19 protein-coding genes and 1 tRNA gene are annotated in these 22,875 nt (G+C 59.7%); 12 read left to right on the top strand and 8 right to left on the bottom strand.

Annotated elements, in window-relative coordinates:
• Window positions 1–42 precede the first annotated feature (42 nt).
• The 3 genes from BV034_RS20585 to BV034_RS20575 form a co-directional block, all read right to left on the bottom strand.
• On the bottom strand, window positions 43–1,926 hold the full coding sequence (locus tag BV034_RS20585; protein ID WP_050028860.1) for a hypothetical protein: 1,884 nt from the start codon (window positions 1,924–1,926) through the stop codon (window positions 43–45).
• Between the two features lie 98 nt (window positions 1,927–2,024).
• Window positions 2,025–2,438: a hypothetical protein gene (locus BV034_RS20580; protein WP_050028859.1), complete on the bottom strand. Its 414-nt coding sequence runs from the start codon at window positions 2,436–2,438 to the stop codon at window positions 2,025–2,027.
• A gap of 144 nt (window positions 2,439–2,582) precedes the next feature.
• A complete protein-coding gene (locus BV034_RS20575) occupies window positions 2,583–4,526 on the bottom strand; it encodes an ATP-binding cassette domain-containing protein (RefSeq protein WP_050028858.1) in 1,944 nt (647 codons plus the stop codon).
• Between the two features lie 108 nt (window positions 4,527–4,634).
• Here BV034_RS20575 and BV034_RS20570 point away from each other — a divergent pair, with 108 nt between their 5' ends.
• The 4 genes from BV034_RS20570 (at window position 4,635) to BV034_RS20550 (ending at window position 10,403) form a co-directional block, all read left to right on the top strand.
• Window positions 4,635–6,167 (top strand): hypothetical protein, encoded by a 1,533-nt coding sequence (locus BV034_RS20570; RefSeq protein ID WP_050028857.1) that lies wholly within the window; start codon window positions 4,635–4,637, stop codon window positions 6,165–6,167.
• Window positions 6,168–6,261: 94 nt separating this feature from the next.
• Window positions 6,262–8,226: a tetratricopeptide repeat protein gene (locus BV034_RS20565; RefSeq protein ID WP_265593255.1), complete on the top strand. Its 1,965-nt coding sequence runs from the start codon at window positions 6,262–6,264 to the stop codon at window positions 8,224–8,226.
• A gap of 51 nt (window positions 8,227–8,277) precedes the next feature.
• On the top strand, window positions 8,278–8,691 hold the full coding sequence (locus BV034_RS20560) for a hypothetical protein (RefSeq protein ID WP_265593254.1): 414 nt from the start codon (window positions 8,278–8,280) through the stop codon (window positions 8,689–8,691).
• Between the two features lie 518 nt (window positions 8,692–9,209).
• Window positions 9,210–10,403 carry a GAF domain-containing sensor histidine kinase gene (locus BV034_RS20550; RefSeq protein ID WP_050028853.1) on the top strand — a complete coding sequence of 398 codons (1,194 nt, stop codon included), beginning with the start codon at window positions 9,210–9,212 and terminating at the stop codon, window positions 10,401–10,403.
• 56 nt (window positions 10,404–10,459) lie between these two features.
• Here BV034_RS20550 and BV034_RS20545 read toward each other — a convergent pair whose 3' ends face one another.
• The gene (locus tag BV034_RS20545) at window positions 10,460–10,885 is read right to left on the bottom strand and encodes a hypothetical protein (protein WP_050028852.1); all 426 of its coding nucleotides are present in this window, start codon (window positions 10,883–10,885) and stop codon (window positions 10,460–10,462) included.
• Between the two features lie 325 nt (window positions 10,886–11,210).
• Between BV034_RS20545 and BV034_RS20540 the strand changes: the two genes are divergently transcribed.
• Entirely contained in the window at window positions 11,211–11,612 is a 402-nt protein-coding gene (locus BV034_RS20540; protein ID WP_050028851.1) for a response regulator, read from the top strand.
• A gap of 473 nt (window positions 11,613–12,085) precedes the next feature.
• On the opposite strand, the gene BV034_RS20535 is transcribed toward BV034_RS20540, so the two are convergent.
• Window positions 12,086–12,160 (bottom strand) — tRNA-Thr (locus tag BV034_RS20535).
• Window positions 12,161–12,409: 249 nt separating this feature from the next.
• Between BV034_RS20535 and BV034_RS20530 the strand changes: the two genes are divergently transcribed.
• The 4 genes from BV034_RS20530 (at window position 12,410) to BV034_RS20515 (ending at window position 17,294) form a co-directional block, all read left to right on the top strand.
• Entirely contained in the window at window positions 12,410–12,769 is a 360-nt protein-coding gene (locus BV034_RS20530) for a hypothetical protein (protein WP_265593253.1), read from the top strand.
• Complete coding sequence (locus BV034_RS20525; protein WP_265593252.1) at window positions 12,766–13,713, top strand: hypothetical protein; 948 nt, start codon at window positions 12,766–12,768, stop codon at window positions 13,711–13,713. Before BV034_RS20530 ends, BV034_RS20525 begins: the two co-directional genes overlap by 4 nt.
• A 530-nt stretch (window positions 13,714–14,243) precedes the next feature.
• Window positions 14,244–16,073: an LTA synthase family protein gene (locus BV034_RS20520; protein WP_265593251.1), complete on the top strand. Its 1,830-nt coding sequence runs from the start codon at window positions 14,244–14,246 to the stop codon at window positions 16,071–16,073.
• A 165-nt stretch (window positions 16,074–16,238) separates the two neighbouring features.
• Window positions 16,239–17,294 carry a transposase gene (locus BV034_RS20515; protein ID WP_050028847.1) on the top strand — a complete coding sequence of 352 codons (1,056 nt, stop codon included), beginning with the start codon at window positions 16,239–16,241 and terminating at the stop codon, window positions 17,292–17,294.
• Window positions 17,295–17,306: 12 nt separating this feature from the next.
• Here the strand turns inward: BV034_RS20515 and BV034_RS20510 are convergent, their stop codons facing one another.
• On the bottom strand, window positions 17,307–17,924 hold the full coding sequence (locus BV034_RS20510; protein ID WP_050028846.1) for a hypothetical protein: 618 nt from the start codon (window positions 17,922–17,924) through the stop codon (window positions 17,307–17,309).
• Window positions 17,925–17,979: 55 nt separating this feature from the next.
• Window positions 17,980–18,306 (bottom strand): hypothetical protein, encoded by a 327-nt coding sequence (locus BV034_RS20505; protein WP_265593250.1) that lies wholly within the window; start codon window positions 18,304–18,306, stop codon window positions 17,980–17,982.
• 203 nt (window positions 18,307–18,509) lie between these two features.
• On the opposite strand from BV034_RS20505, the gene BV034_RS20500 reads away from it, so the two are divergent.
• From BV034_RS20500 to BV034_RS20490, 3 genes are all read left to right on the top strand, one after another.
• Entirely contained in the window at window positions 18,510–19,526 is a 1,017-nt protein-coding gene (locus tag BV034_RS20500; RefSeq protein ID WP_050028844.1) for a J domain-containing protein, read from the top strand.
• Between the two features lie 6 nt (window positions 19,527–19,532).
• Window positions 19,533–19,844 (top strand): chaperone modulator CbpM, encoded by a 312-nt coding sequence (locus BV034_RS20495; protein WP_050028843.1) that lies wholly within the window; start codon window positions 19,533–19,535, stop codon window positions 19,842–19,844.
• A gap of 68 nt (window positions 19,845–19,912) precedes the next feature.
• Window positions 19,913–20,773, top strand: coding sequence for a histidinol-phosphatase (locus BV034_RS20490; RefSeq protein ID WP_050028842.1), 861 nt, complete (start codon window positions 19,913–19,915; stop codon window positions 20,771–20,773).
• A gap of 183 nt (window positions 20,774–20,956) precedes the next feature.
• Here BV034_RS20490 and BV034_RS20485 read toward each other — a convergent pair whose 3' ends face one another.
• The gene (locus BV034_RS20485; RefSeq protein WP_050028841.1) at window positions 20,957–22,846 is read right to left on the bottom strand and encodes a glycosyltransferase family 39 protein; all 1,890 of its coding nucleotides are present in this window, start codon (window positions 22,844–22,846) and stop codon (window positions 20,957–20,959) included.
• Between the last annotated feature and the right edge of the window lie 29 nt (window positions 22,847–22,875).

Here is a 22,875-nt window from a genome sequence, read left to right as displayed (position 1 = left end):
TCTAAGGGTGCACTGCACTCCTGCGGCGGGTCCGCGCTCAGGTCAGGGATTGGCCCCGAGATCTGTTGCGTTCAGCTTGCCCACCTGGCGATTGATGCCTTCCCGGGCGAACTCGCTCGGCGGATACTGCGTTTTGGCCTTCAGGTACCAGGCGAGGGCGGAGCCGGTCTGACGGCGGTCCTCGTGCTGTTTGGCTTTTTGCAGGGCCCCGACAAATTCCGTGGCCTTGATGCTGAAGTCAGAGCGCAGGCGGGAGACCTCCGGATCATCGGGGAACTCGGAGTAGGTCCTTTCCATGGTCTCCCAAGCACCGGCGAGGTTGCTGGACTGGGCAAGGTTCGTGGCGGCGGCGATGGAGAAGTTCACCCGGCCCATGTCGGTGAGCACCTTCTTCAACGACTCCTGGCGCTGCGGATCGTCCATCACCGCGGCGAGATAACGCCCTTGGTCGTTGTAAATCTGGCGGAAGTTCCGCTGACTGATGAGGCGGTCCAGATCCAGAGCGGCCTGGGTCTTCACGTCCGCGTTGCTGCCGATCATGTTGGTGAATTCCCGAAGCTTCGGATTGGTCGGCCAGATCATGGTGGCCTCTGTAAGAGCTTCAGCGCTGCCCTTCTGGTCGCCCTGCATGGCGGATACTTTGGCCTTGTTCAGGTGCATGTCACTCACCGTGCGGGCGGTCTCGATCATTGCCTTGGGCTTGCTGTAGTCGAAGTCCTTGGCCAGCTTCATGAGCTTGGTCACGAGCTGCTCTGCCAGGGTGTAGTCCTTCATCTCCATGGCGGAAATGAGCTGGTTGTAGTCCCGCGTGAAATCCAGGACCATCAGCTTCTTCTGCATGGGCACGCGGCGCACGCGGGGCAGGTATTCGCCCACCATGAACGCCTCGCTGATGCGCTTGGAGCCGCTTGCCAGGTCTCCGCGTTCCAGCAGGTTGTCAAACGCCTGCACGGCCTCATCCACATCGCGGATGGCCTCGTTGGCAAAGGCGTCCAGCCCACTGATCGTCGGTGAGGTGCCCAGAGTGGAGGCAAACATTTTTTCCGCATCGGACCCTTCCTTCAGGGAGAGGATCCCGCTCGGATCAGAGAAAATGTGACGGTAGAAGCGGCAGGCCAGGACGACGTGCTCAAACCGGCGCTGAAGGGCGAACTGGATGATGAGTGCCTGGAACTCGGCTTTGGCCGTAAGCTGGGAGGTGCCCATGGCCAGTTCATTGGCCTTCATGCGGGCCTCCAGCTCCGCGATGGAGGCAATGTACTTGGCGGTGGCGAAGGTTTGCAGCGTCTGGGACTGGGCCGCCTGCTGGTTGTTTCCTCCTCCTGCGGGCCGGGGGGCGCTTCCGGAGGCTGATCCCGTGGCTGTGGAATGCCGGGCCTGGAAGGTCTCTCCACGCACCCGTTCTGACATGGCGCTGTTGGTCTGGCGCAGGCTCGTCACGTTCTTCTGGGCCAGCCACACGCCGTAGATGGCATTGGCGAGGGAGTCACACAGTTTGGCATCGATCCTGTACTGCGCCGCCTCGGGCAGCAGGGCCACGGCCTGAGGGAGGCTGGGATTACCCCCGTTGTGACCGGGGGAGAGCAGCTTGGAGATCTGCTCCAGCACATCGCGATACGCCTGATCCTCCGGCGTGTTGGCCTCAGGCGAGGCCAGGTACTTCTCCAGCCGGGCCTGGAACATGCGATTGTTCGTCACGTTCCACACCTTGCCGTCCCAGGCTACATTCTCGCCGCCCAGATCCATGAAGGGCAGGGCATCGCCCAGCAGGCTGCTTTTCTTCTGCTGCTGACCTCCGCCACCAGAGGAGGATGCGGGCGCAGTTTGAGAGGGCGCAGGTTGGGGATTCGACGGCAGGACTTGGGCGCTCAACAGGGTAGGCAGCAGAGCGCCGGACGTCAGAAGCAGGCGGGTACGGAGCGACATAAGAGTTGAGGGACCTGAGGGTGGTGGTGAACTGAGAGGAAAAAAGAGAAACGGTAGCGTCGGTCCGGCACGAGCCGGAAGGCAGGTTGGAGAGCGGGTCAGGACTTGGTGAGTTCCACCACCTCCAACACGCCGGATTCAGCCTGCACCGTGACTTTGAACTTGAAGCGCTGTCCGCGTTGAATGTTGGTGCTGTTCAGCTTCTGGGGCACCAGCACGGGTAGGGGAGAGGCGTCGGAATTGTCCTCCACCAACACGCTGAAAAGCCGCCCTTCCGCCGAGCGCCAGTTGTCCAGGCGCTCTTCGATGGTGCCTTCGATCTGGTAGGTGTTGCCGCTCAGCGCATTGGAGTTCTCCAGGTACTCCCGCACGCTCAGCTGGGCGGTGCCGTTGAAGCTGGCCCCCGAGGTGCGGTGCATGAGGGTGTAGCCCCCCCAGATGAAGACCGCGACGGCGGCGACAATGATGACGATGTGTACGGGACTGAGGGAAGATTTGGCTCGGCGGGCCATGGGGCGGCAATGGGGTGCGGTGACGGCGTGAAAGGAGAATTCAGCAGGGCGGATTAATCCCACAGATTCTGTGCAGGTGAGAGTGGCAAACTCCAGTCTTTTGTGCGGTGAATTCTGTGAATCTTGCCTGCGGGAGGGTGGGGGTCAATCCCATTGCGATTTCTTGATCCCGGCGTAGGCCAGCGTGAGTCCGACGACGAGGTGGATGCTTAGCACGAACATGGCCAGATTGGCAGGTTCCAGGCTGGTGTTGGTCACTGCCTTCACGGCATCGTAGAAGGAGGTGCTCTTCATCGTGCTGAGGCTGCCGGACCAGCTCCAATAGGCGACGATGAATGGCTGGATGAAGGGCTCGATCGCCTTGGGCAAGGTGAGCACGGCACCGCTCAACGGGAGCTGGAAGCCGACCAGATAGATGCTGAGGATGGTGGCCTTCTCTGGAGAGCGCATGAGTCCTGAGATGCCCAGGCACACGGCCGTCATTGAACCCGAGGCCATCACCAGCAGCACCAACTTCACCACCAGATCCCCCGGGATGCCGTTGCATAACATCTCCACAAAGAGTCCCATCCATAGAGCCTGCGCGAGCACGAAGGTCCCCAGGAAAAGGATCTTGCTCAACAAGTAGCTGATGGCGCGCAGACCTCCCAGGCGTTCGCGCTCCAGAATGTCACGCTCGCCCGCGATCTCACGGGCGGCGTTGTTGGATGCCATCAGGGTGACCAGCACCACCTGCATGAGCACCAGACCGGATACGAGGCCTCCCGCCCTCTGTAGGCTCCCCGTGTGAGCGATCTGTTCTTTGATGTCCAGCAGCACGTTTGCATCCTGCCGAATGGACATCTGGCGCACCTGGGGCACGCCTTCGAAGCCGAAGATCACCACCAGCAGGGGGAAACCAAAGAGCATGGCGGCGTGAAGCCACATCTGGGATCGATCACGCCTGAAGATGGTCCAGCGGCGGCGCAGGAGTTCACGCGTTTGAGCGAAGACGCCTGGTAGTCGATGCGGCGCATCCACCTCCACATCGTGCTCATGGCGCTTGTGATGCTTCTTGTGCTCTTCTTCCTCGGCTGCCTTCTTTTTGTCGCGATTCTTCTTGTGCTTGGCCCAGGAATCCTCCTCCTCCGGCTCTTTGCTGGCGGAGTCTTTGTCGCTATCCTTCGGCTGCTTCAGGTCAGACTCATCCTCATCCGTCAGGGCTTTGGCGCTGGGGAGCTTGATGCGGTCCGGCTCGCGGTTCTCCACGATTTTTGCATCGGCAAACGGTACCTCCTCTGCGGGGGCCAGCTTGTAGGCCTTGTAGTAGGAGTCGCGGTGTCGCGCCCAGGAGTCACCCCAGCGCTCGGCACTGCGGCGGGCGAGCTTCGGGTAGATGTCCTCCGCCTGCTCCACGCTGAAGTAGTGGTTCAGCGCCCGGGGAGGGCCGTGGTACACCACCCGGCCCTCATGCAGTACCAGCACGGTGTCGAAGAGCGACAGGTTCGTGAGGCTGTGGGTCACGTTGATGACGATCCGCTTGTCATTCTGACGGGCCAGATCATGCAGGAGCTGGGTGATCTCCCGTTCCGATTTCGGGTCCAGACCGCTCGTGACCTCGTCGCAGAGCAGCAGGTTCGGGTTGGTAACGAGTTCCAGAGCCAGCCCCAGACGGCGCTTCTGGCCACCAGAGAGCACCTTCACCTGGCGGTCGCTCAGGTTGGTGAGTCCGGTCTGCTTCATCACCTGCTCCACCACCGCCCATGCAGACTCGTGGTCGGCCTGGCGGGTGCGCAGGGCCACGGCGCTGGCCACGCACTCCTCCACCGTCAGCAGGTCATGCGCGATGCTGAACTGCGGCACGTAGCCGAGCTCAGAGGGGTGCAGATCTCCATCCTCAGCAAGGTTGCGCCCCTGCCAGCGGATCTCGCCATTGTCCTCCTCCTTGAGGCCGGCAATGGTCTTCAGCAGCGTGGTCTTGCCACACCCGGAGGGGCCGACGATGGCCAGCAGATGCCCGGTGGGCACCGAGAAGGTCACGTCGTCCAATAGGGCCTGCGACTCTCCGTCGCGTTCCAACGTCAGGGAAATATTGCGGAGTTCGAGCATGAGAAGAGCGTTTCAGGCTGCCGGGGGATTAAAGCGGAATTTGATGGGCTGGCGAGAAAAACTTGTCTAACGTGCCTGCGCGCCGTTTTCTCCATCGTTGGCAAACTCATGAGCCGTCGTTCCCATCGCCCCAGTCCGATCAAGCAATTCATTCTGTGGAGCTTGCTCGCGTGCGTCCTCATCGTCACCTCCCTCGGCCTCTACGGCTACTTCTGGGTGCAAAACTACCTGCGCAGCGATGCCATCCGAGTGATGCTGGAGGCCCGGCTTGGACAGCTGGCGCAGGGGGAGGCCAAGCTGACAACCCTGGAGTGGTCCGGCCCCGCCGCCTACATTTCCACCGCCTCGCTGACGCCAGGGCAACCTACGGGCTGGCGGAAGGTGGAGGCTGAAGGGGTGCAGTCCCAAGTGGACTGGAGCGGGATTCGCGAAGGGGTGTGGCGCGTCCCGGTCGTGGCCATGGACTGGTTGAAGCTCGAACTCACTCCTCCTCCGTCGCCAGCGGTTCCAGGGGCAATATCTGTCGGTGAGAAGGCTCCCGTGTTGGTCGTGGTTGATCCGCCAACGCCCGTGGCTCCACCTTCAGCACCTGCCTGGTTGCAAGGCTGGATCCCGCAGCGGACGGATATTCAGAAAGTTGAAGTCGCTTCCTTGGAGGTCGGCCCTTCGAAGGGAGCTGTGGGCACACGGTTGCGTGAAGTCCAGGTGACCGGCAAACCGGCAGTCGATGCCGGAGCTTGGGCGCTGGAAGGGCGCGGCGGCAAGCTGCTGCTACCTGGCTGGAAAGACGAACTCAAACTGCAGGTGGTCAACGCCCGTCTGGACTCCCGGGCTCTCACCATCAATCACGGCGCGGCCCGTTGGCTGGGCGACAGCGAAATCACGGCACGGGGCGAGCTGCCTTTCGAGGGCGGTCGTTCGTGGAAGTTCTCCGGCGCAGTCACGCATCTTGAACTTCGGCATGTCTTGCCGCCAGCCTGGCAGAATAAACTGCACGGGGTCTTGGAGGCGGACTATGCTGTCGAGCCTGGCGTCCTCTCTGCCAGCGTGACGGTGAAGAACGGGGTGGTGGAGAATCTGCCTCTGCTGACCCGCATTGCCGACTTCACCCGCACCGATCGTTTTCGCCGGGTGGCGCTTGAGCAGGCCAAAGGAGATGTGACCCGACGTGGAGCCGACCTGGAGATCAGAAAGCTGGTCCTACAGTCCAGCGGCCTGCTTCGCATTGAAGGGGACCTCGACATCAAAGGCAAGGACCTGAACGGCACCCTCCAGGTGGGGGTGTCCACAGATGCCCTGCGTTGGATGCCCGGAGCACAGACGCAGGTCTTCACGGAGAGCCGCCCCAGTGGCCCGCCCGGCTTTGCCTGGACGGAGGTCCGCCTCACGGGCACGGTGGACGCACCGAGAGAAGACCTGAGTAACCGCCTTCTGGCCGCCATGGGGAAGGAATTGATCGCCGCGCCGTTGGGCCTCGCGGAACAGGGGATCGAGGTGCTGGGAACGGCAGGAGGTGAGCCCGGCAAAGGCGCCGCGGAGGTGGGCAAGGAAGTGCTCAAGACCACGGAGGACGCCGCAGGCAAAGTCATGGAAAGCGGTGCTGATTTGCTGAAAGGTGTGGTGCCGCTTTTTGGAAAATAGGGTCAAGGCGTGGGGGTGCCGTCTCAAGCTTCGTCGCAGACTGCTTACAATTCTGGCATTGACGGTTTTTTGACGGCCTGAAAGCATGGCCGCCATGAAAGCGCTCAGCCTTGCGTGCCTGCTCTTCGTGCTCGCCCTGAATGCTCCTGCTGCGGAGCAGGAAGACTTGGCCAAACTCCTGGCAAAGGCTCAGTCGGCCCAGAGGAACCGGAACTTCGATGAGGCGATCAATGCCTATGAACGTGCGCTCAAGGCGGACCTGAGTACCACTACGAAGACCGTGGTGTTGATCAATCTCGGTGCTGCCTACAACGGGACACGCCAGCGGGAAAAGGCGGTATCGTGCTTTGAGCAGGCGCAGAAGTTGCGGCCGGAGCAGCCCGCTTCGTGGTACTTCATGGGGGAATCGCTTTTTGGCCTGAACCGCCTGGAGGAGTCACTGGCGGCCTATACTCAAGCCATCAAGCTTTTGCCCAAAGAGGCGGCATTCTACAGCGGCCGGGCCAGTCTGCATATGAAGATGGGCAAGTATGATCTGGCCCTGGAGGATTGTGACGAGGCGGTGAGGTTCGAGCCCAAAACAGCCCTGCACTATGACAAACGGGCGGCTGTTTACTATGCACAGAGCAACATCCCTGCTGCGGAACGGAACTACACGGAGGCCATCCGTCTGGATCCGGTCAATGTCTCCGCTCTGAACAATCGCGGAGTGCTTTACCTGCACACCCAGCAGTGGGACAAGGCCATCGCTGATCTGAGCCTCGCGCTGAAGCTGGCTCCGGGGCACGACAGTGCCTGGTGCAATCGTGCCCAAGTTTATGCGGGCATGGGCGATTGGGCGCAAGCGAAGAGGGACTATCAAAATGCCGTGAAGCTCTTTCCCAATGACGAAACCAGCTGGACGGGGTTGGCGATTCTCTACGGTTCCTGTCCCGACGAGCACCTTCGTGATGGCAAGCTGGCGGTCGAGGCCGCGAAGAAGGCGGGGGAACTGTTGCAATGGAAGTCGTCGAAGTCACTGGATGTCCTGGGCATCGCGCATGCCCAGGCGGGTGAGTTCGACAAAGCGGTCGAAGCCGCCGACAAAGCGCTGGCTCTGCTGGAGGCTTCAGCGCCTGAGCGGGAGGGGATAGAAGAGCACCGTGCGCTCTATGTGAAAAAAGAAGCCTTCAGGCAGACAGGGAAGAATTGGGGCTCGGTCGCCGCCGCGAAGGAGGCCGATACGGTGGAAGGCTGGCTGGCGGCGGGAAACATCGCCCTGCTGCAAAAGGACTATGACAAGGCATTTGACCTCCTCTCCAAGGTTCTAGCACTGAACCCTGAGCCCAAGGATCGGGCGACAGCCCTGGGAGGGCAGGCTCTCATCCATGTGCAGCGTGGGCAGTGGGATCAGGCGGTGCAAACTGCCACGGAGGCGATCGGGATTTCAGCCAAAGAGGAGACGTTCTACCAGTTGCGGGGCAAGGCCTGGCAGGAAAAAGGGGAGAAGGAGAAGGCTGTCGCTGACTACAGTGAGGTGCTCCGCATCACCCCCAGTGATTCGAAGGTGCAATGTGAGCGAGGGAGGCTGTACAAGATGCTGGGCAAGCCCGATCTCGCTGAGAAAGACTTTACCGCCGTGGTCGAACGTTCGCCCAAAAGCCTGGAAGGCTGGACACTGAGGGCGCTGCTCTATCTGAATGAAGGGCGCTGGATCGAATGCCTGCGCGACGGGGATCGAATGCTGGAACTGAAACCGGACATGTCCGAGGCGCTCAGCATGCAGGCCCTGGTGCTCGCCATGGCGCCCGATCCCACCATTCGGGATGGGAAACGGGCGGTGGCCAAGGGAACGCGGGCCTGTGAACTGACCCAGTGGCAGGACTGGCAAAACATGTCCCACCTCGCCTCGGCTCATGCGGAGAGCGGGGAGTTCCAAGCGGCAGACAAGGTGCTGCAGCGGGCACTGGCGCTCAAGGATCTCCCGGAGTCGGCAGCCAACCAGTTGCAAAACATGAGGCTGCAGTACGCCAAAGGGAAGCCGCTCTACATGAGTGCCAAAGGCAGGGTGGGGCGGTGACAGGGGAGCGCGAGTCTTGACGTCACCCCACAGATTGGAGATAATGCCGCCATGCGCCTGACTTCACGTGGATCGCTTGCTTTCAGTACTTTTGCCATGGTGCTCTGCCTCTGGCTTGCAGGCCTGCCGGGGAGGGTTCAAGCTGTTACGCCTGAGGAGGCTCTGCAACTCGATGGCAAGAACGGCACCATAGAGGGGATCGTGAGTGACGTGAACATCACCGAGCGCGGTCACGCCTTCATCAACATGGGGGGCGTCTATCCCAACCACACCTTTACGGCTTACGTGCCCGCGGTCATCGTGCCGATCTTCGGCAAGGAGTATCTGGAAAGCCTCCGGGGCAAGGACATTGCTGTTACGGGCAAGATCAAGATCTACAAAGGAAAGCCGGAAATCGTGTACAACAAGAAGGATCAGGTGGTGGTGAAGGGCGGCGAGCCTGAGAAGAAGGAGATCGCGAAATAGCTTTTTGAACCGATGGGCTTGTGGAGGTTCAAAGGCCCTACCTATCCATGATGAAAGCTCCGTCCATCACGTTTGCCATCTTACTGGGAACTTTTGCCTGGGTGCCCTTCCTCTTGGGGCAGTCACCTGCGGAGTTCCGAATGCCTGATCTGTTGGCTCCTGTTGTACCGCAGTGGCCTTTGATGGAAGGGGGAGAAGACGGTGGAGTCCTCAAGCTAAAGCCCCTCGTGGAGTTTGTCCTTCCCCGGCCTGAAATCAGTGAACAGACGCGTGCAACGATCAGTGCTGCTCTCATTGTGCCTGAAGCCTCAGAATCTGGAATGCCAGTTCGACCTGACAAGGATGCTGGAGGGAAATCTCCCTGGCCGCATCCCTGGCGGCTGGACCAGTCGCCAAGGGTGAAGGTGCAAAAGTTCAGAGTGGACCCCTGATCTTCGCAGAGCCGGGAGTGCTAGATATTTATTTCCCAATAGGAAATAAGCGGGTTAGATTTTGCGGTTCTCCCAAACCTCCGACCCATGCCAGAGCCAGAAGACCTCCTGCAACGCGATGTTGCTGCGATCAACAGCATCTCGGCGGTACCGACCATCCTGGATGTCGTGTGCCGCACGACTGGGATGAAATTTGCCGCCGTCGCCCGTGTGACGGAAGAGCGGTGGATGGTTTGCAGCGTGTTGGACTACCTTGAGTTTGGCCTGAAACCGGGTGGGGAGCTCAAGTTGGAGACGACCATTTGCAATGAGGTCAGGTGTGTGAGGCTGCCGGTGGTGATCGATGAGGTGAGCGAGGATCCCCTGTACCGGGATCACCACACGCCCAAGATGTATGGATTCCAGAGCTACATTTCCATGCCCATCTTTCTCCCAGGGGGAGAGTTCTTTGGGACGCTTTGCGCCCTTGACCCCCGGCCACACCGATTGAATACGCCGGAGGTCCTGGGCATGTTCCGGCTCTTTGCCGAACTTATCTCCAGCCACCTGGGAGCGCTGGAGCGGATCGCGGATAGCGAACAGCAGGTCAATGCTGAGCGTCAGGTCTCCCAGCGCCGGGAGCAGTTCATTGGCGTGTTGGGGCATGATCTGCGCAGTCCTCTGGGAGCCATCTCCATGGGAGCCCTGATGTTGAAGGAGGGAGGGCTGAACGAGGATCAGGAAGCCACCGTCGCCATGATGGAGCGCAACGTGGCGAAGATCTCTGATCTCGTGGACGATGTCATGGATCTCACGCGCGGCCGATTGGGGGGCGGGATTTCCCTGAAGGACCTCACCGATGCTCCCCTGGAGCCTATGCTCCGCCAGATCGTCGAGCAGGAGCAGACCATCAAGCAGCAGCCGGTGATCGAATGCGAATTTTCCATCAACCAGCGTGTTTCCTATGACCGCAACCGGATGGGGCAGTTGTTCTCCAACCTCCTCTCCAACGCGATGAAATACGGCCTCCCGGGTGTGCCCGTGGCGGTCCGGGCGTCTGCAGATCAGGAAAAGTTCACTCTCTCAGTGCGCAACGGCACCCACCCGATCTCCCAGGAGGAGTTGAAAAAACTGTTCCTCCCGTTTATGCGCGGACCCGGTGCTAAGGAGGAGAAGGGGCTGGGATTGGGACTTTACATCGCCTCAGAAATTGCCGCCTCTCACGGTGGAAAAATTGAGGCGGTGTCAGAAGAAGGTGAGATGTGCTTTACCTTCACCATGCCCGTGCGGCAGGCGGCCTGACTCGCGTCTGGACCGGGGTAACTCGTTCAGGTTCGATGGTGCAACCTCTCGGTCGCTCACTCGTCGGCTGCGGTCTTTCGCACGGCTGACCATCGTTTGGGGGTTGCTCCCTCAATCTTGGCGGTCGATTCACGGAAGATCCCGCCATGCTCGGAGGTCTCGCCTGGGATGGACGCGAACAACATCACGTCATTGATACGCCAGGATCCGGACTCCGTAGAGGCGCCTCTGGTGCACTCCAGTTTTCCGTCAGCGAGAAAGCGCAGTTCAAGCTTCCCCAGCGGGCCATCGTAATGCCAGGTGGAATCAGAGAGCGCCTCGGCCGACATTTGGTTCAGGGCAGGGGCAAACTTTTGCGTCAGTTGATCTTGCTTCGCCCTGTCCTCCATGGATTTGAAGTTCAGTTTTTTGCCAATGATTGCGCCAGCGAGCAAGAGTGCGGCGACAACTGACGTTCGTCCGGTGAGAAGGCCGTAGAGCATGATCGGGAGGGGGCAGGATGCGGGGATTTGAATCCCGCCTTAACCCGAGTCGTCCCGATTTCAACTTACAAGATGATGAGGTGCAGGCGGTGGTCCAAGCCGGTAACGAGGTGATGGACGCAGTACGCCTTGGGAGAGACTCCAACTCTCCCAAGGCGCATTAGCTACGGGGGCAGCTTGAAAAACTCAAAGGCGCTTTCGCGGATTAGCGGCCTTGAACCTTTCGTGAGCTCATACTACAAAAATCACCTTTGAGAGTATACCCCGCAATTGAGGGGGGAGCCGGCGGTTGAGTCCATCAACCGTCCCGGTAGCCTTGATGCGCATGGCAGACATTCCATCCCAAAGGCAGCTCCGAATCCTGGTGGTGGAGGATCATGCCGATACGCTCAAGGCTCTCTCCCGGTATCTCAGGTTGCATGGTCACTTCGTCACTGAGGCGAGCGACATGGGCAGCGCCCGCAAGCAGCTTCAGGAAAGCGAACACGACCTCCTGCTCTGTGACAAACACCTCCCCGATGGAGATGGGTGGACGTTGTTAAAGGAGACTGACTTGCGTCAGGGCTCGATTTACGCCGTCGCGATGAGCGCGGGTGCCACCAAACAGGATGTGACGATGGCCGCCGCCGCCGGCTATATCGAATACATGGCCAAGCCCTTCGCCATCGGCCAGTTGGACAAGGTGGTAAGGAACGCGCTGGCCCACGGAACGATTTTCAGGAACTGACGGCATTCCGAGTGCCCATTTCCAATACTTTCTAGAAAGCAGCCCCAAGTCGCCCGCAAGGGAGCGTCAAGCTACAGGCAAGAGACTCTCAACCTACCCGCATACCACCGGCAAATCACCGACAGATGAATCCTCAAGTCTGCCTCAAGTGCCCCCGCAATATTAAGGAGAAAGTCCTCCAATGAGAAAGGCTCGTAAGAAAAAAGTCTCTGTAATGATCTAGATCAAACGGGAGAGTGTGTGTGAGTGAGGAAAGAGCCCGAAGGCTCTCTGCCGTAGATCTGGAGGCTCCTGTCCGTCGGTCACTTCATCCGGCGCTTTCCGCCGCATGGCAGAGGCGGGAAGGGGTGGAGAGTCGTAGCGGACTTCCCTTTCAGATTTACTTCCCTGGTTGAGGGGGCACTCGGTGAGGCAACCATGAGTCGGAAGTTTTTGGAACCCCTTTTGCAGCACGTTGATTTTCAACGAAAAGATGGAGCCGAAGGCGGGAATTGAACCCGCGACCCGCGCATTACGAATGCGCTGCTCTACCTCTGAGCTACTTCGGCGTTCCGGGCTGGCAATGTATAGGAAGCTTTTCCGTTTTGTCACCCAGTTTCTTTTATTGATGATCAAAATCTCTGAGGGAATTGCCAAAATCCTGCTAGCCTCCACCCGCAATCTCGGTTTCATGCCGCATGCCTGAATTTGTCCGAATGCTGCAGCGACTGTGGCGCAAAGTTCCATTTCGACACGTCCTGGCGGCGACCGTCTTTCTTGCGGTCGTCGGGGAACAGTATCCGTTTTCGAATTTTCCGATGTATTCGCACCTCGATAAGGAGGCGGATGTTCTCTATGTGACCGACCAGACGGATCGGGTGCTGCCCATGGAAAAGCTCTTCGGAACCAGCTCCAGTACCCAGAAGAAGGTTTTCATCACAGAACTGAAGGAGATCTGCAATCCGAAGGGCCGGGATACCCGGGATGCCCTGCCGGAAGAGCGTAGTGCGGCAGGTGCCAAGCTGGGAGAAAAGCTTTTTCCCAAGCTGAAGCCCCACAACCTGGCCCAGGTGGGCGGGGAAGTGAAGGGCCTGCGCCTCTACTACAAGGTCTTCACTGTGGAATCGGGGACAATCGCCACCGGAGCCCCTCAACTCGTGGCTGAAAAAGCCCTATGAAATATCTTTCTGCCTCCAACGCAATGTCAGCAGCTTCCCATCGCCGCTCGCGGTTCGACGCGGGCGATTTCCACCTTGGCTCCGTGGAACTCCTTCTCATGCGCCTTGGCTTCGCGCTCCTCGTGTTTTTTGCCATCAAGTGGGAGGTGTCCAGCCTGGGCGCTGCCGATCCCAAAAAGCTCACTGGCCTGACTCATCTGGTCAATCTGGACTGGCTGCGTTCCCTCAGCCCCATCTGGCTCTGGCAGACCGTCACCATCTTGGGCCTCTTGTCCTATGTGGCGGGCGTTGCCCCGGCTTTGGCGTTGTTCCCGGCCTTGTTCTTCAGCATCGGGATTGGCACTCTGGCCAACTCTCAGGGGGCTGCGAACCACAGCACGCAGCTGATTTCCATGATCGTGCTGGGGCAGTTCATCGCCTACATCTGGCCCCGGAGGCAGGAACTGGGCGGTCCGCCGTCCACTTGGGCGTTCCCCGATCTGGCCGTGCACCAGAAGGTGATCTATGTCTCGATGGTGATCTTTGCCGCCAGCTACGTGGTCTGCGGCTGGGTGAAGCTGGACAACTCGGACTGGAAGTGGATTCAAAATGTCCCCAATCTTTCGGTTGAGCTCCAAAAGAGCAACTGGAGCGAGTATTACGACACTCTCACTCCGGTGCCAGACTCCCTGCAGTCGGTGGTGACGATGATGAACGAGCATCCCAACTTTGCCCGGGTGTTGTTCGGCAGCGGCCTGCTGATCGAGCTCTTTGCCTTCCTGGCATTGATGGGGCGGCGCTGGGCCTTCTTCTACGGGGTGATCATCATCCTGTTCCACCTGAGTGTGAGCCGTCTGATGCAGCTCGACTTCTGGTATCACATGGGGGCTGCTCTGGTCTTCCTCGTGAATCTGCCAGGCTTGAAGAGGACTTTCGTCGGCAAGCCTGACCGGCTGACGCTGTAGGGGTCCATTTCCAGACAAGTTTGAAGCGGGGCCCGAGGGGTCCCGCTTTTTTGTTTGGGGGAGTTCGCGCGAGCGACTCAGGCATTGCCAATGCGGATCTTTCCGAGAGTCTAACTCAAATGTTACAGGATTGTCACCGCACCGTTAGATCGGGCCGATAGCGTGACAGAATCCTCATGTCGCGCCCTTCTGATGTTGCTCCTTCTTCCTCTAGTTCTACGCCTTCCGCTCCTCCGCGGTCGGCCCGCGTCCGTCTGATGGAGGTAGTGAGCCGGTTCCGGCTGCCTTTGTGGAATGCGCTGTTCCTCTTCGTAGGATTTCAGCTGGTGCGGGTGTTGCTCGTAGCGAGATTCCACCCAGTGGAGCCGCAGCCTCTGGGCTCCTACGCGCGCCTTTTTTTGGTGGGCTTGCACCGGGATCTGGTGGTGTCTCTGCTGCTGAGTACACCGCTTGGGTTGTGGTGTGCCATGACGTCGAGCCGCGGACCAAAGACTCCCGGGAGATGGTCCCGTGCGCTACTCCCCGTTTTCTTGGCGTTTTCCTGGCTGCTCCAGGTGTTCCTGCTGGTGGCGGAGTTCAATTTCTTTGCCGAGTTCAATTCTCGGTTCAACACGGTGGCAATCGACTACTTGATCTATCCGCATGAGGTGTTTGCCAACATGTACCAGTCGTTTCCGCTGGGCTGGATCCTAGGAGGCGTGATGGCAGGGGGCTCAGTGATCACCTGGCTGCTGCTGAAGCTGGCAGGCCCGGCCCGTCAGACGGCCCGGAGTTCTTCCGCCTCTTCACCGCGGCGCGCTGGATCTGCGTTGAGCTGGGTGTTGCCCGTGGTCCTGCTTACGGCGACTCTGCCTCTGGTCCCGTGGCAGCAGAGTCATGACCGGGTGATGAACGAGCTGGGGAACAACGGGCTGGTCGCTGGTGTGACGGCGGCCGTGACGCGAAATCTTGACTACACTGCCTTCTATCCCCACATGGACCGTGAGGCAGCCTACCGCCGGGTGAAGGCGCTGCTGGCCACGCCGGACTCGACCTACGTGGACCCGCACGATGTCTACAATCTCCGCCGTCAGATTCATGGACGGCCGGGCTCCCGGCCTCTCAACGTGTGTCTGCTCATGGAAGAGAGTCTGGGCAGCGAGTTCTGGGGGAGTCTGGGCCGCACCAAGAAAGACGGCACTCCTCATACCCTCACTCCGCACCTGGACCGGCTGGCAAACGAGGAAGGCTGGCTGTTTGACAACCTTTGGGCCGACGGCAACCGGACCATTCGCGGGTTCGAGGGTATTCTGGCAAGCTTTCCGCCGCTCCCAGGTGACAGTATTGTCGCGCGCGACCGGACGGAGAACGTCGAGACCTTGGGCCGGGTGATGACCCGTCAGGGGTATGAGACACTCTTCATGTATGCCGGACGCAGCCTGTTCGACGGCATGGGTCCCTTTGCGATCAAAAATGGGTGGAAGCGCTTTCTGCATCAGGGGAACTTCGAAAAGCCTGTCTTCACGAATGCTTGGGGCGTCAGCAATGAGGACCTCTATGCCCGGGCCATCCTGGAAATGAGGTCAATGCATGAGACGGGGAAACCATTCCTCCTGACGATGCTGTCTGTCTCAAACCACGTGCCTTTTACCTATCCCGCAAGTGGGCCGTCGCCTTTGGATGCGCTGCATCCCGAAGATGGGAAAGTGGCGCCAGACTATCCTCAAGGGCGGATTTCGCAGAGCCCAGATGAGCATCGGAGAGAATTCGCTGTGCGCTATGTGGACTGGTGTCTGGGACGCTTCTTCCAGGAGGTGAAGAAGGAACCCTTCTGGCAGGACACGCTGTTTGTCGTGGTGGCAGACCATGGGGCGCGGGTCTACGGAAGCCAGGCGGTCCCGATCAAGAGCTATGAGATCCCCATGCTCGTACTTGGCCCCGCTGTAGTGAAGCAGCCGCAACGTCAGTCCATGCTGGCCTGCCAGTTGGACGTGGCGCCGACCATTTTGGGACTCACCGGGCAGCCCTACGAATCTCTCTTCTTCGGCAGGGATCTTCTGCACACCCCTGAGACTCCCTTTGCCAAGGTGCTGATGCACCACAATCGGGAAGTCGCGTCCTATCGGGATGAACGGATGGTCGTGTTTGGGTTGAACCAGAGCATGGAGTTCTTTGGAGGGAATCCCAAAAGTGGGAAGATGGCGCCACTGCCCGGCGTGGACCCCCGCAGCGCCCCGATAGTCGATGACGCCACGGCGTTGTTTCAGGTGGCCGATGATCTCTACATGAACAGGCGTTACCGAATCGATGGAGTGGAATCGTCCGCGGGTGGGGTGGAGGCGGGGCAGGCCCGAGTGGCCAAGGCGAGCGCAGTTCGATGAGTGCGCAGGCCTGAAACTGGAGTCGGTCTATTTGGCCATCTCTCCTCCAATTAGACAGGCTATTTATGGGGATCAAGGCGATCACTCTTACTCTCACTCACTAAAAGACAGGCTATTTGTAGGGGAATCGATTGACTACAAATATCTAGTGTGCGATGGGCGAGCATGGCCTCGCCCCGCTACTTTGCCGATCCGATGGTTCCGGTTGCCTACTATCACTGTATTTCCAGGGTGGTGGAGCGGCGGTTGGCGTTTGGGCCGGAGGAGAAGGAGCAGTTTGTCCGGCTCATGCGGGCCTATGAGGGCTTTTGCCAGGTGCGTGTGTTGTCTTACTGCGTGATGTCCAATCACTTCCACATCCTGGTGGAGGTCAGGAAGCGGCCGGAGGGGGAGGGGTTCTCTGATGATTGGTTGCTCAAGCAGGCCGCACTGATCTATTCCAAGCCGGCAGTGCGGATGCTCAAAGAGACGCTGGAGACATTTCGCAGCCAAGGGCATAACGGCGCGGCCGATGAAATCAAAGAGAGGTACCTGGGCCGAATGTGGGATGTGAGCCAGTTCATGAAAGAACTGAAGCAGCGTTTCAGTCTCTGGTTCAATAAGCGGGAGAGCCGCAAGGGCACGCTCTGGGAGGAGCGGTTCACCAGCGTGCTGTTGGAAGGTGAGTTGGCCACTCTCTCCATCATGAGTGCGTATATTGATCTCAACCCGCTGCGCGCGGGACTCGTGGATGATCCCAAGGACTACCGCTGGTGTAGCTATGCCGAGGCGGTGGCGGGTGGGCGCAAGGCTTTGTCAGCCCTTTACACCATCACCAACGAGCATCGTGCGCACGAGCGGAATCTGTCTGGTGCCGCGCAGCGGCTGCCCAGTGCGGACCGAGTGCTTTCTGGCTATCGGGTGTGGCTCTTTGGTCAAGGGGAGGAGGTTCGAGGTGGTCACGGTTCCGACAGCCAGGTGCTGCGCAAGGGGATCAAGCGCGAGGTCGTAGAGCAGGTGCACGCCCAAGGCGGCACACTCACACTGGCAGAGACGTTGCGGCATCGGGTGACGTATTTCACCGAAGGCGTGGCCCTGGGGCGAAGGACGTTTGTGGATGGGTTCTTCGAAGCCCGTCGTGAACAATTTGATGCCCGACGAAAGCAGGGGGCGAGGCCCATGAAGGGCGGGGCGTTCGCGGGTCTGTTCACCTTCCGTGCTCCACGGACGGGGGTGGTATGAGGTGCTTTGAGCTTATTTCGCACGGGTTGCGGGCTGGACTGACCCGGAATTTTTGGCCGTGACGGTGATCTTGAGTTCATTGCTCCTCAAATTGAGGCCGGGTACCTTTTCGTACAGCTGTTGGATCGCCGGTGAGACCTTTGGTTCTGCCGACATCTGTTCGTCGCCGAAGTACTGTTGCATCCCTTTCGTGGAGGTCTGATAGTAAAATCTGACGATGTACGTTCCCGGCGGAAGCTGGGAAAACTGATGGATCTGCCACGCGCCAAAGAAGCCGGGTCCGTACGGATCAAAATCTCTTCCGGTGGGCACCGTAACGAAGTCCTCGGCCCGAAGCTCGTTCATGTTGCCGCACCGGGAGTCGGGAGAGAGCTTGAGCGGCTTTCCGACGGGATCCTTGAGTTCAAAGCCACACTTCGGATAGCGCATCCCATAGCTTGAGCCATCCAGGCTGCCTACCAAGACCACATCTCTACCAAGATGGTTGCCGATTCTGACCTTGATCCAGGGCACCTCTCCCTCGCGAATGGTGACGCTCTCGGCGGCGATCGTGCAGGTAAACCAGGATTCGGCCGCTGAGGCTGGCAGTCCAGCGACAGCCATCATGCACAGAGCCAGAAGTTGCTTCATGGAGGGTAGGACAAGGAGAGGTGGGGGTGTTTCGCTTCTTACAATGGTGCGCCAGTCAGCGTTCCGGCGAGTTGTTTGATTGAATGGCGGCAACGGTGTCTTCGATTTTTGCCGCCATGCGTTGCATCTTACGGTTGCCCAAGAGGAGGGTGGTCAAAGACAAGATGGCCAAGGGGAGCCAGACGATGAGCACCCATTTGCCCCAAGTGAACTGGGTTGCGAGGAAGGTGCACAGGATTGCGCCTATAGCGGTGCGTATGATCCAGCGCGTCAGCTTTGCTCGAAGGTAATTCTTGGTGCTGAGCAGGACAGCATCCTTCTGGGCCAGGAGCTTTGCCGTTGGGTCGGAGTTGTCAGATTGTTGCAGAGAGGGGGAGTTCATCGGAGGCGGGCGGCTATACTTGGTGCGAGTTCCCTCGTTGGTCTTCGAGGCAGGCCCAGCAATGAGGGAAGGTTGACGCCAAGCGGTTTTTGCCATTGTCTTTCACAGTGGATACCGGTCAATTACAATTGTGTTGCGAGGCGGGCGGGGAAGCGAAGATTTTTTGTCCGTGACAGCTTCAGACCTGTGCTTCCAACCGTATCATGTCTGTGGAATTCAAGGACTACTACGCAACTCTTGGTGTCGCCCGGGACGCCAAGGAGGAAGACATCAAGAAGGCCTTCCGCAAGCTAGCCCGGAAACACCATCCGGATGTGGCTGAGGACAAGAAGGCGGCGGAGGAGAAGTTCAAGGAGATCAACGAGGCCTATGAGGTGCTGGGTGATCCCGTGAAGCGTCAGAAGTACGATACTCTTGGGTCGAACTGGCGCGAAGCGGAGCAGTATCAGGGGCAGGCGCCGCCGCAATGGAGTGGAGGACGACGCTACGCAAGCGCTACGGGAGCGCAGGGCCAAGGTTCTGCCCAGGAGTTCCATTTCGATGGCACGGGTTTCAGTGACTTCTTTGAGCAGTATTTTGGCGGCGGCGGTCGCAGCGGCCAGTTCCACGGATTTGGCGATGAGGAAGGGTTTGCCGAAGAAATGCACCGACAGGCGAACCGACCGCGACGCGGGCACGATGTGGAGGGGGACATCCTGGTCACGCTTAATGAGGTGTTGCATGGAACGGAGCGTCCGATTTCCCTGGCCACCACCGATCCTCGCACTGGAAAGCAGGACACAAAGTCCTTCACGGTGCGCATTCCCCCAGGGGCACCGGAGGGCAAGCGCATTCGTGTGGCGGGCCATGGCGGAGAGGGGACAGGGGGCGGCGGAGCAGGGGATTTGTACCTGAAGGTGCGCTACGCCGCGCATCCTGATTTTCGCGCCCGGGGAGGGGATCTCTACTACGACCTCGATCTAGCCCCTTGGGAGGCTGTGCTGGGCACGGAGGTGGTCGTGCGTGGTCTTCAGGGCGGCATCAAGGTGCGTATCCCCGCTGGAACCACCCAGGATGGTCAGCTTCGCCTGAAAGGGCAGGGTTTGCCCCAAGGCAAATCGGGCGAGCGAGGCGATCTCTACGTGATCGCCCACATTCAGGTGCCCACTCAATTGAGCGATCAAGAACTCGCACTCTGGCAGAAGCTCGCGTCCGAGTCTCACTTTAACCCCCGATCCTGAGCAACCATGAATCCGACTGATCCTGCTGATTCTGAAACCCAGACGGTACATTCTCTGGAAGTGGTGGTGGAGTTGACTCACACTTCGCGTCACCTTGTCGCAGTGTACTGTCGGCACGGCTTTATTGCCCCCCTGAGTGAGGAGGTGCATGGAGGCTGGACCTTTGACGATGAGGCGGTCCGGAAACTCCGCCGCATGGAGTCCATGCGATCCGCCTTTGGCATCAATCTGGCAGGACTCCATCTGATTGAGGAACTTCAGCAGGAACTGGAGACCCTGCGGGAGGAGGTGCGCTTCCTCCGCGGGCGGGTGCGATGATCCCGGCTGCCGCCCGCATCATCTGGGACGCCACCTTGCGCGTACCGTGATTGATGCTAGTTGAGAAAATGCCCCGTTCCGCTCCGATCTATTTCGACTCCCACATGCACACCACCTTGTGCAAACATGCGTGGGGAGAACCCGAGGAATACGCCCGTCGCGCACTGGAGCAGGGGCTCAAAGGCATCATCATCACCTGTCACAGCCCAATGCCCCGCGGCTTCTGGCCGGGCGTCCGCATGGCAGACTCGCAGTTCGACGAGTATGTCGGGCTCGTGGAGAAGTGTCGTGAAAAGTTTGCCGGTCAGCTGGAGGTGCGGCTGGGGCTGGAGAGCGACTATTTCCCGGGCTTTGAAGACTGGGCGAGGGGGCTGCACCAGCGGGCGGACTTTCACTACATCCTTGGCTCCGTGCACTGGCAGGGACCAGAGTACCGGGCCCGGTTCGAGCAGCAGGGCCCAGACGAGTTCCGCCGCAGCTACTTTGACAACCTCGCCGCCTCCGCCGAGACGGGCCTGTTCGACAGCCTGGCTCACCCGGACCTGATCAAGAACTACCATGCTGATGACTGGAAGTTTGAGGACTGGGAAGACGAGGCGGTGCAGGCGCTCGATCGCATTGCCAAAACCGGCGTGGCCATGGAGCTCAACACCTCCGGCGTGCACAAAAGCTACTCAGAGATGAACCCGAGTCTGCCCATGCTCAAGCTCATGCAAGAGCGCGGCATTCCTGTGGTGCTGGGATCCGACTCCCACAAGCCCAGCCGGGTGGCGGAAAGTTTCGTCAACGCCCTGCGCACCGTGCAGGATGCGGGTTATGATCGTGTCAGCATCTTCCGATGCCGCAAGCGCGAGGAACTGCTCATCGCGGATATCCTGCCGACCTTGGGGAAAGGCGCGGAGACGGTGGAGGTGGCGGAAGTTCGTTGAAATAAGCCGTGAGGCGCAGCGAGCATGGAGAAACGAAACTGAGGTTCAGACAGAATTCACAAAATTAGGGTTCAGGTTTTGAGCAGCGTGTTTCTCGAACCCCAATCCCATTCTGTTAATTTTGTAAATTCTGTCTAAAAAGTCATTCCTCTGTGTCTCTGTGGTTTGATCTGCATCACCATCCTACCCCTGACTTCCTCTCCACCGATAAACGTGGTACCCAAACATCTCTTCCGTCCCCGGGAGATGGGTTAGCATCTCGAACTCTCCTGATTGCTTCACCCGCTGGAACATCTCTGGGTGGCGGGGGCCGGTGACGGACTCTCCGCAGAGGTAGATGTAGAGCGGCAGAGAGCGGGTCTGGGCGTCTTTGATGAGGGCGTCGAGATCAGCGGGGGTTTTCAGCACCTGCACATCGTGGTCGTAACTTTCGGCCTGGCGATCGCTCACGCCGAAGGTGCCGGTGAGGGCATTGGGGGCTTGCGAACGAACGTACTCCACGGTTTCACGGATGGGCTGGCGGTCGTGTTCACGGATCTTGCCGGTGGAGTCCCAAGTGGCCCACGCAAATGCGCCCACGAGGAGCGTCAGCAATCCGGCTTCCAGTCGAGGTTTGCGGTGGGTCAAAAGTTGGACGCCCAGAGGCAGGACGAGCACCATGGGGATCACGGTGTAGATCAAGTACCACACCCACATGGGCTGGTGCTTCAGGGCGGTATGAGCATAGGCCAGCGCGGCAGCCAGAGTCACAGCCGTCACTCCGAGATACTGGGATGCTGGCTTGCGGCAGGCAGCGACGAAACCCAGAAGCGCCAGCAAGGGCAGCACACCCAGCATGAGGATCTTGAAGGGCCATCCAGCATGCGCCATCTCCAGCTCCCAACTGGAGCCAGTGTGGAGCTCGGGGAGGGGATTGGTGTGCCCCCAGCCAACGGCCCATCCTGACAGCAAATCCCGCACCCAGGGCCAGCCCATGTCGAGGCGCGGTGAGTCGGGGTTGTTCAGATACGCCACGATCTGCGGGACGCTGGGTCCCATCCACCAGATCACCGGCAGGGCTCCCAGCAGATTGAAGCCAATGAGCTTCAGAATTTCCCGGCGACGTCCGGAGATCAAGAACTCTGCCGCAAGGAAGAGATTCACCGCTACCGCCACATACAGAGATCCCGCAAAGCAGAGCAGGTAACCGGCCTCCGCCACGGCAAAGATGAGCCACCAGCGCAGGCGGCCATCCCGGGAGGCCAGCAGAGCTGCGGCCAGATTCACCGTCATGAAGGCCAGCATGGTGGAGTAGCCTTTGGACTCTGCTGAATAACGTATGTGCCAGGGGGAGATGGCCAGCATGGCTGCGGCGGTCAAGCCCACCGCGGGGCCGCCCATCTGGAAGCCCAACCAGCCCACGATGATGATCGTCACCAACGATGACAGAAACGAAGGCATGCGCAGCGCGGCCTCGTCGAACGCTCCCGCAGGGGCCCCAGTGAAGGCCCGCCAGATGTGGAGCGAAACGCGTGCGGCGGCGGCGGTGAAGACGTGGTTGTTTCCATGTCCGTTGTCGAAGAGGGTCTTCTCCCAGGTTGCCGGTTTGAAAATAGTGGTACCGTCCTTGTGCACCCATTCCCCGTGGGAGTAGACGCGCAGAGAATATTCCTCGTCATTCCAGAGGCTGTGATGCAGCCGAGGCGCGCGTTCCCAAGTGCCCACCAGCGTGATAGCCAGCACTGCCGCCCAGAACCATGCTGGCGCACCGCGGCTTTGAGAAGGCAGCTTGTCCGTCTTTTTGGGCAACCAGGCACGATAGGTGGCGAGCAGCAGGGCAGCTCCCGCGGCGCTGGCGATGCTGGCCCACCAGAGACCCATGATGCGGTACTCCGGCACGTCCAGCTCGCGTCCTTTTGCCAGACGCTTTTGCACCGTCTTGCCCCATGGGGTTTCTGCTTCCAAAGTGTACACCACACTGCCCACCAGCAGAGCTGCCAACACCAGCAGCAGCACGGCTCCCGCCCGTCCATGTTGCGTGGTGAGACGCTGCCATTGCTGGCGGATGTGGGTGAGAGGGGCGGACAAACTCATGTGGTGCAGAAGGGCGTTTGACGGTCGGG

The organism is Verrucomicrobium sp. BvORR034 (genome assembly GCF_000739635.1).
GTDB lineage: Bacteria > Verrucomicrobiota > Verrucomicrobiia > Verrucomicrobiales > Verrucomicrobiaceae > Verrucomicrobium.
The sequence above is the reverse complement of the archived record's forward strand: the minus strand, read 5'-3'. Positions and strand labels throughout refer to the sequence as shown.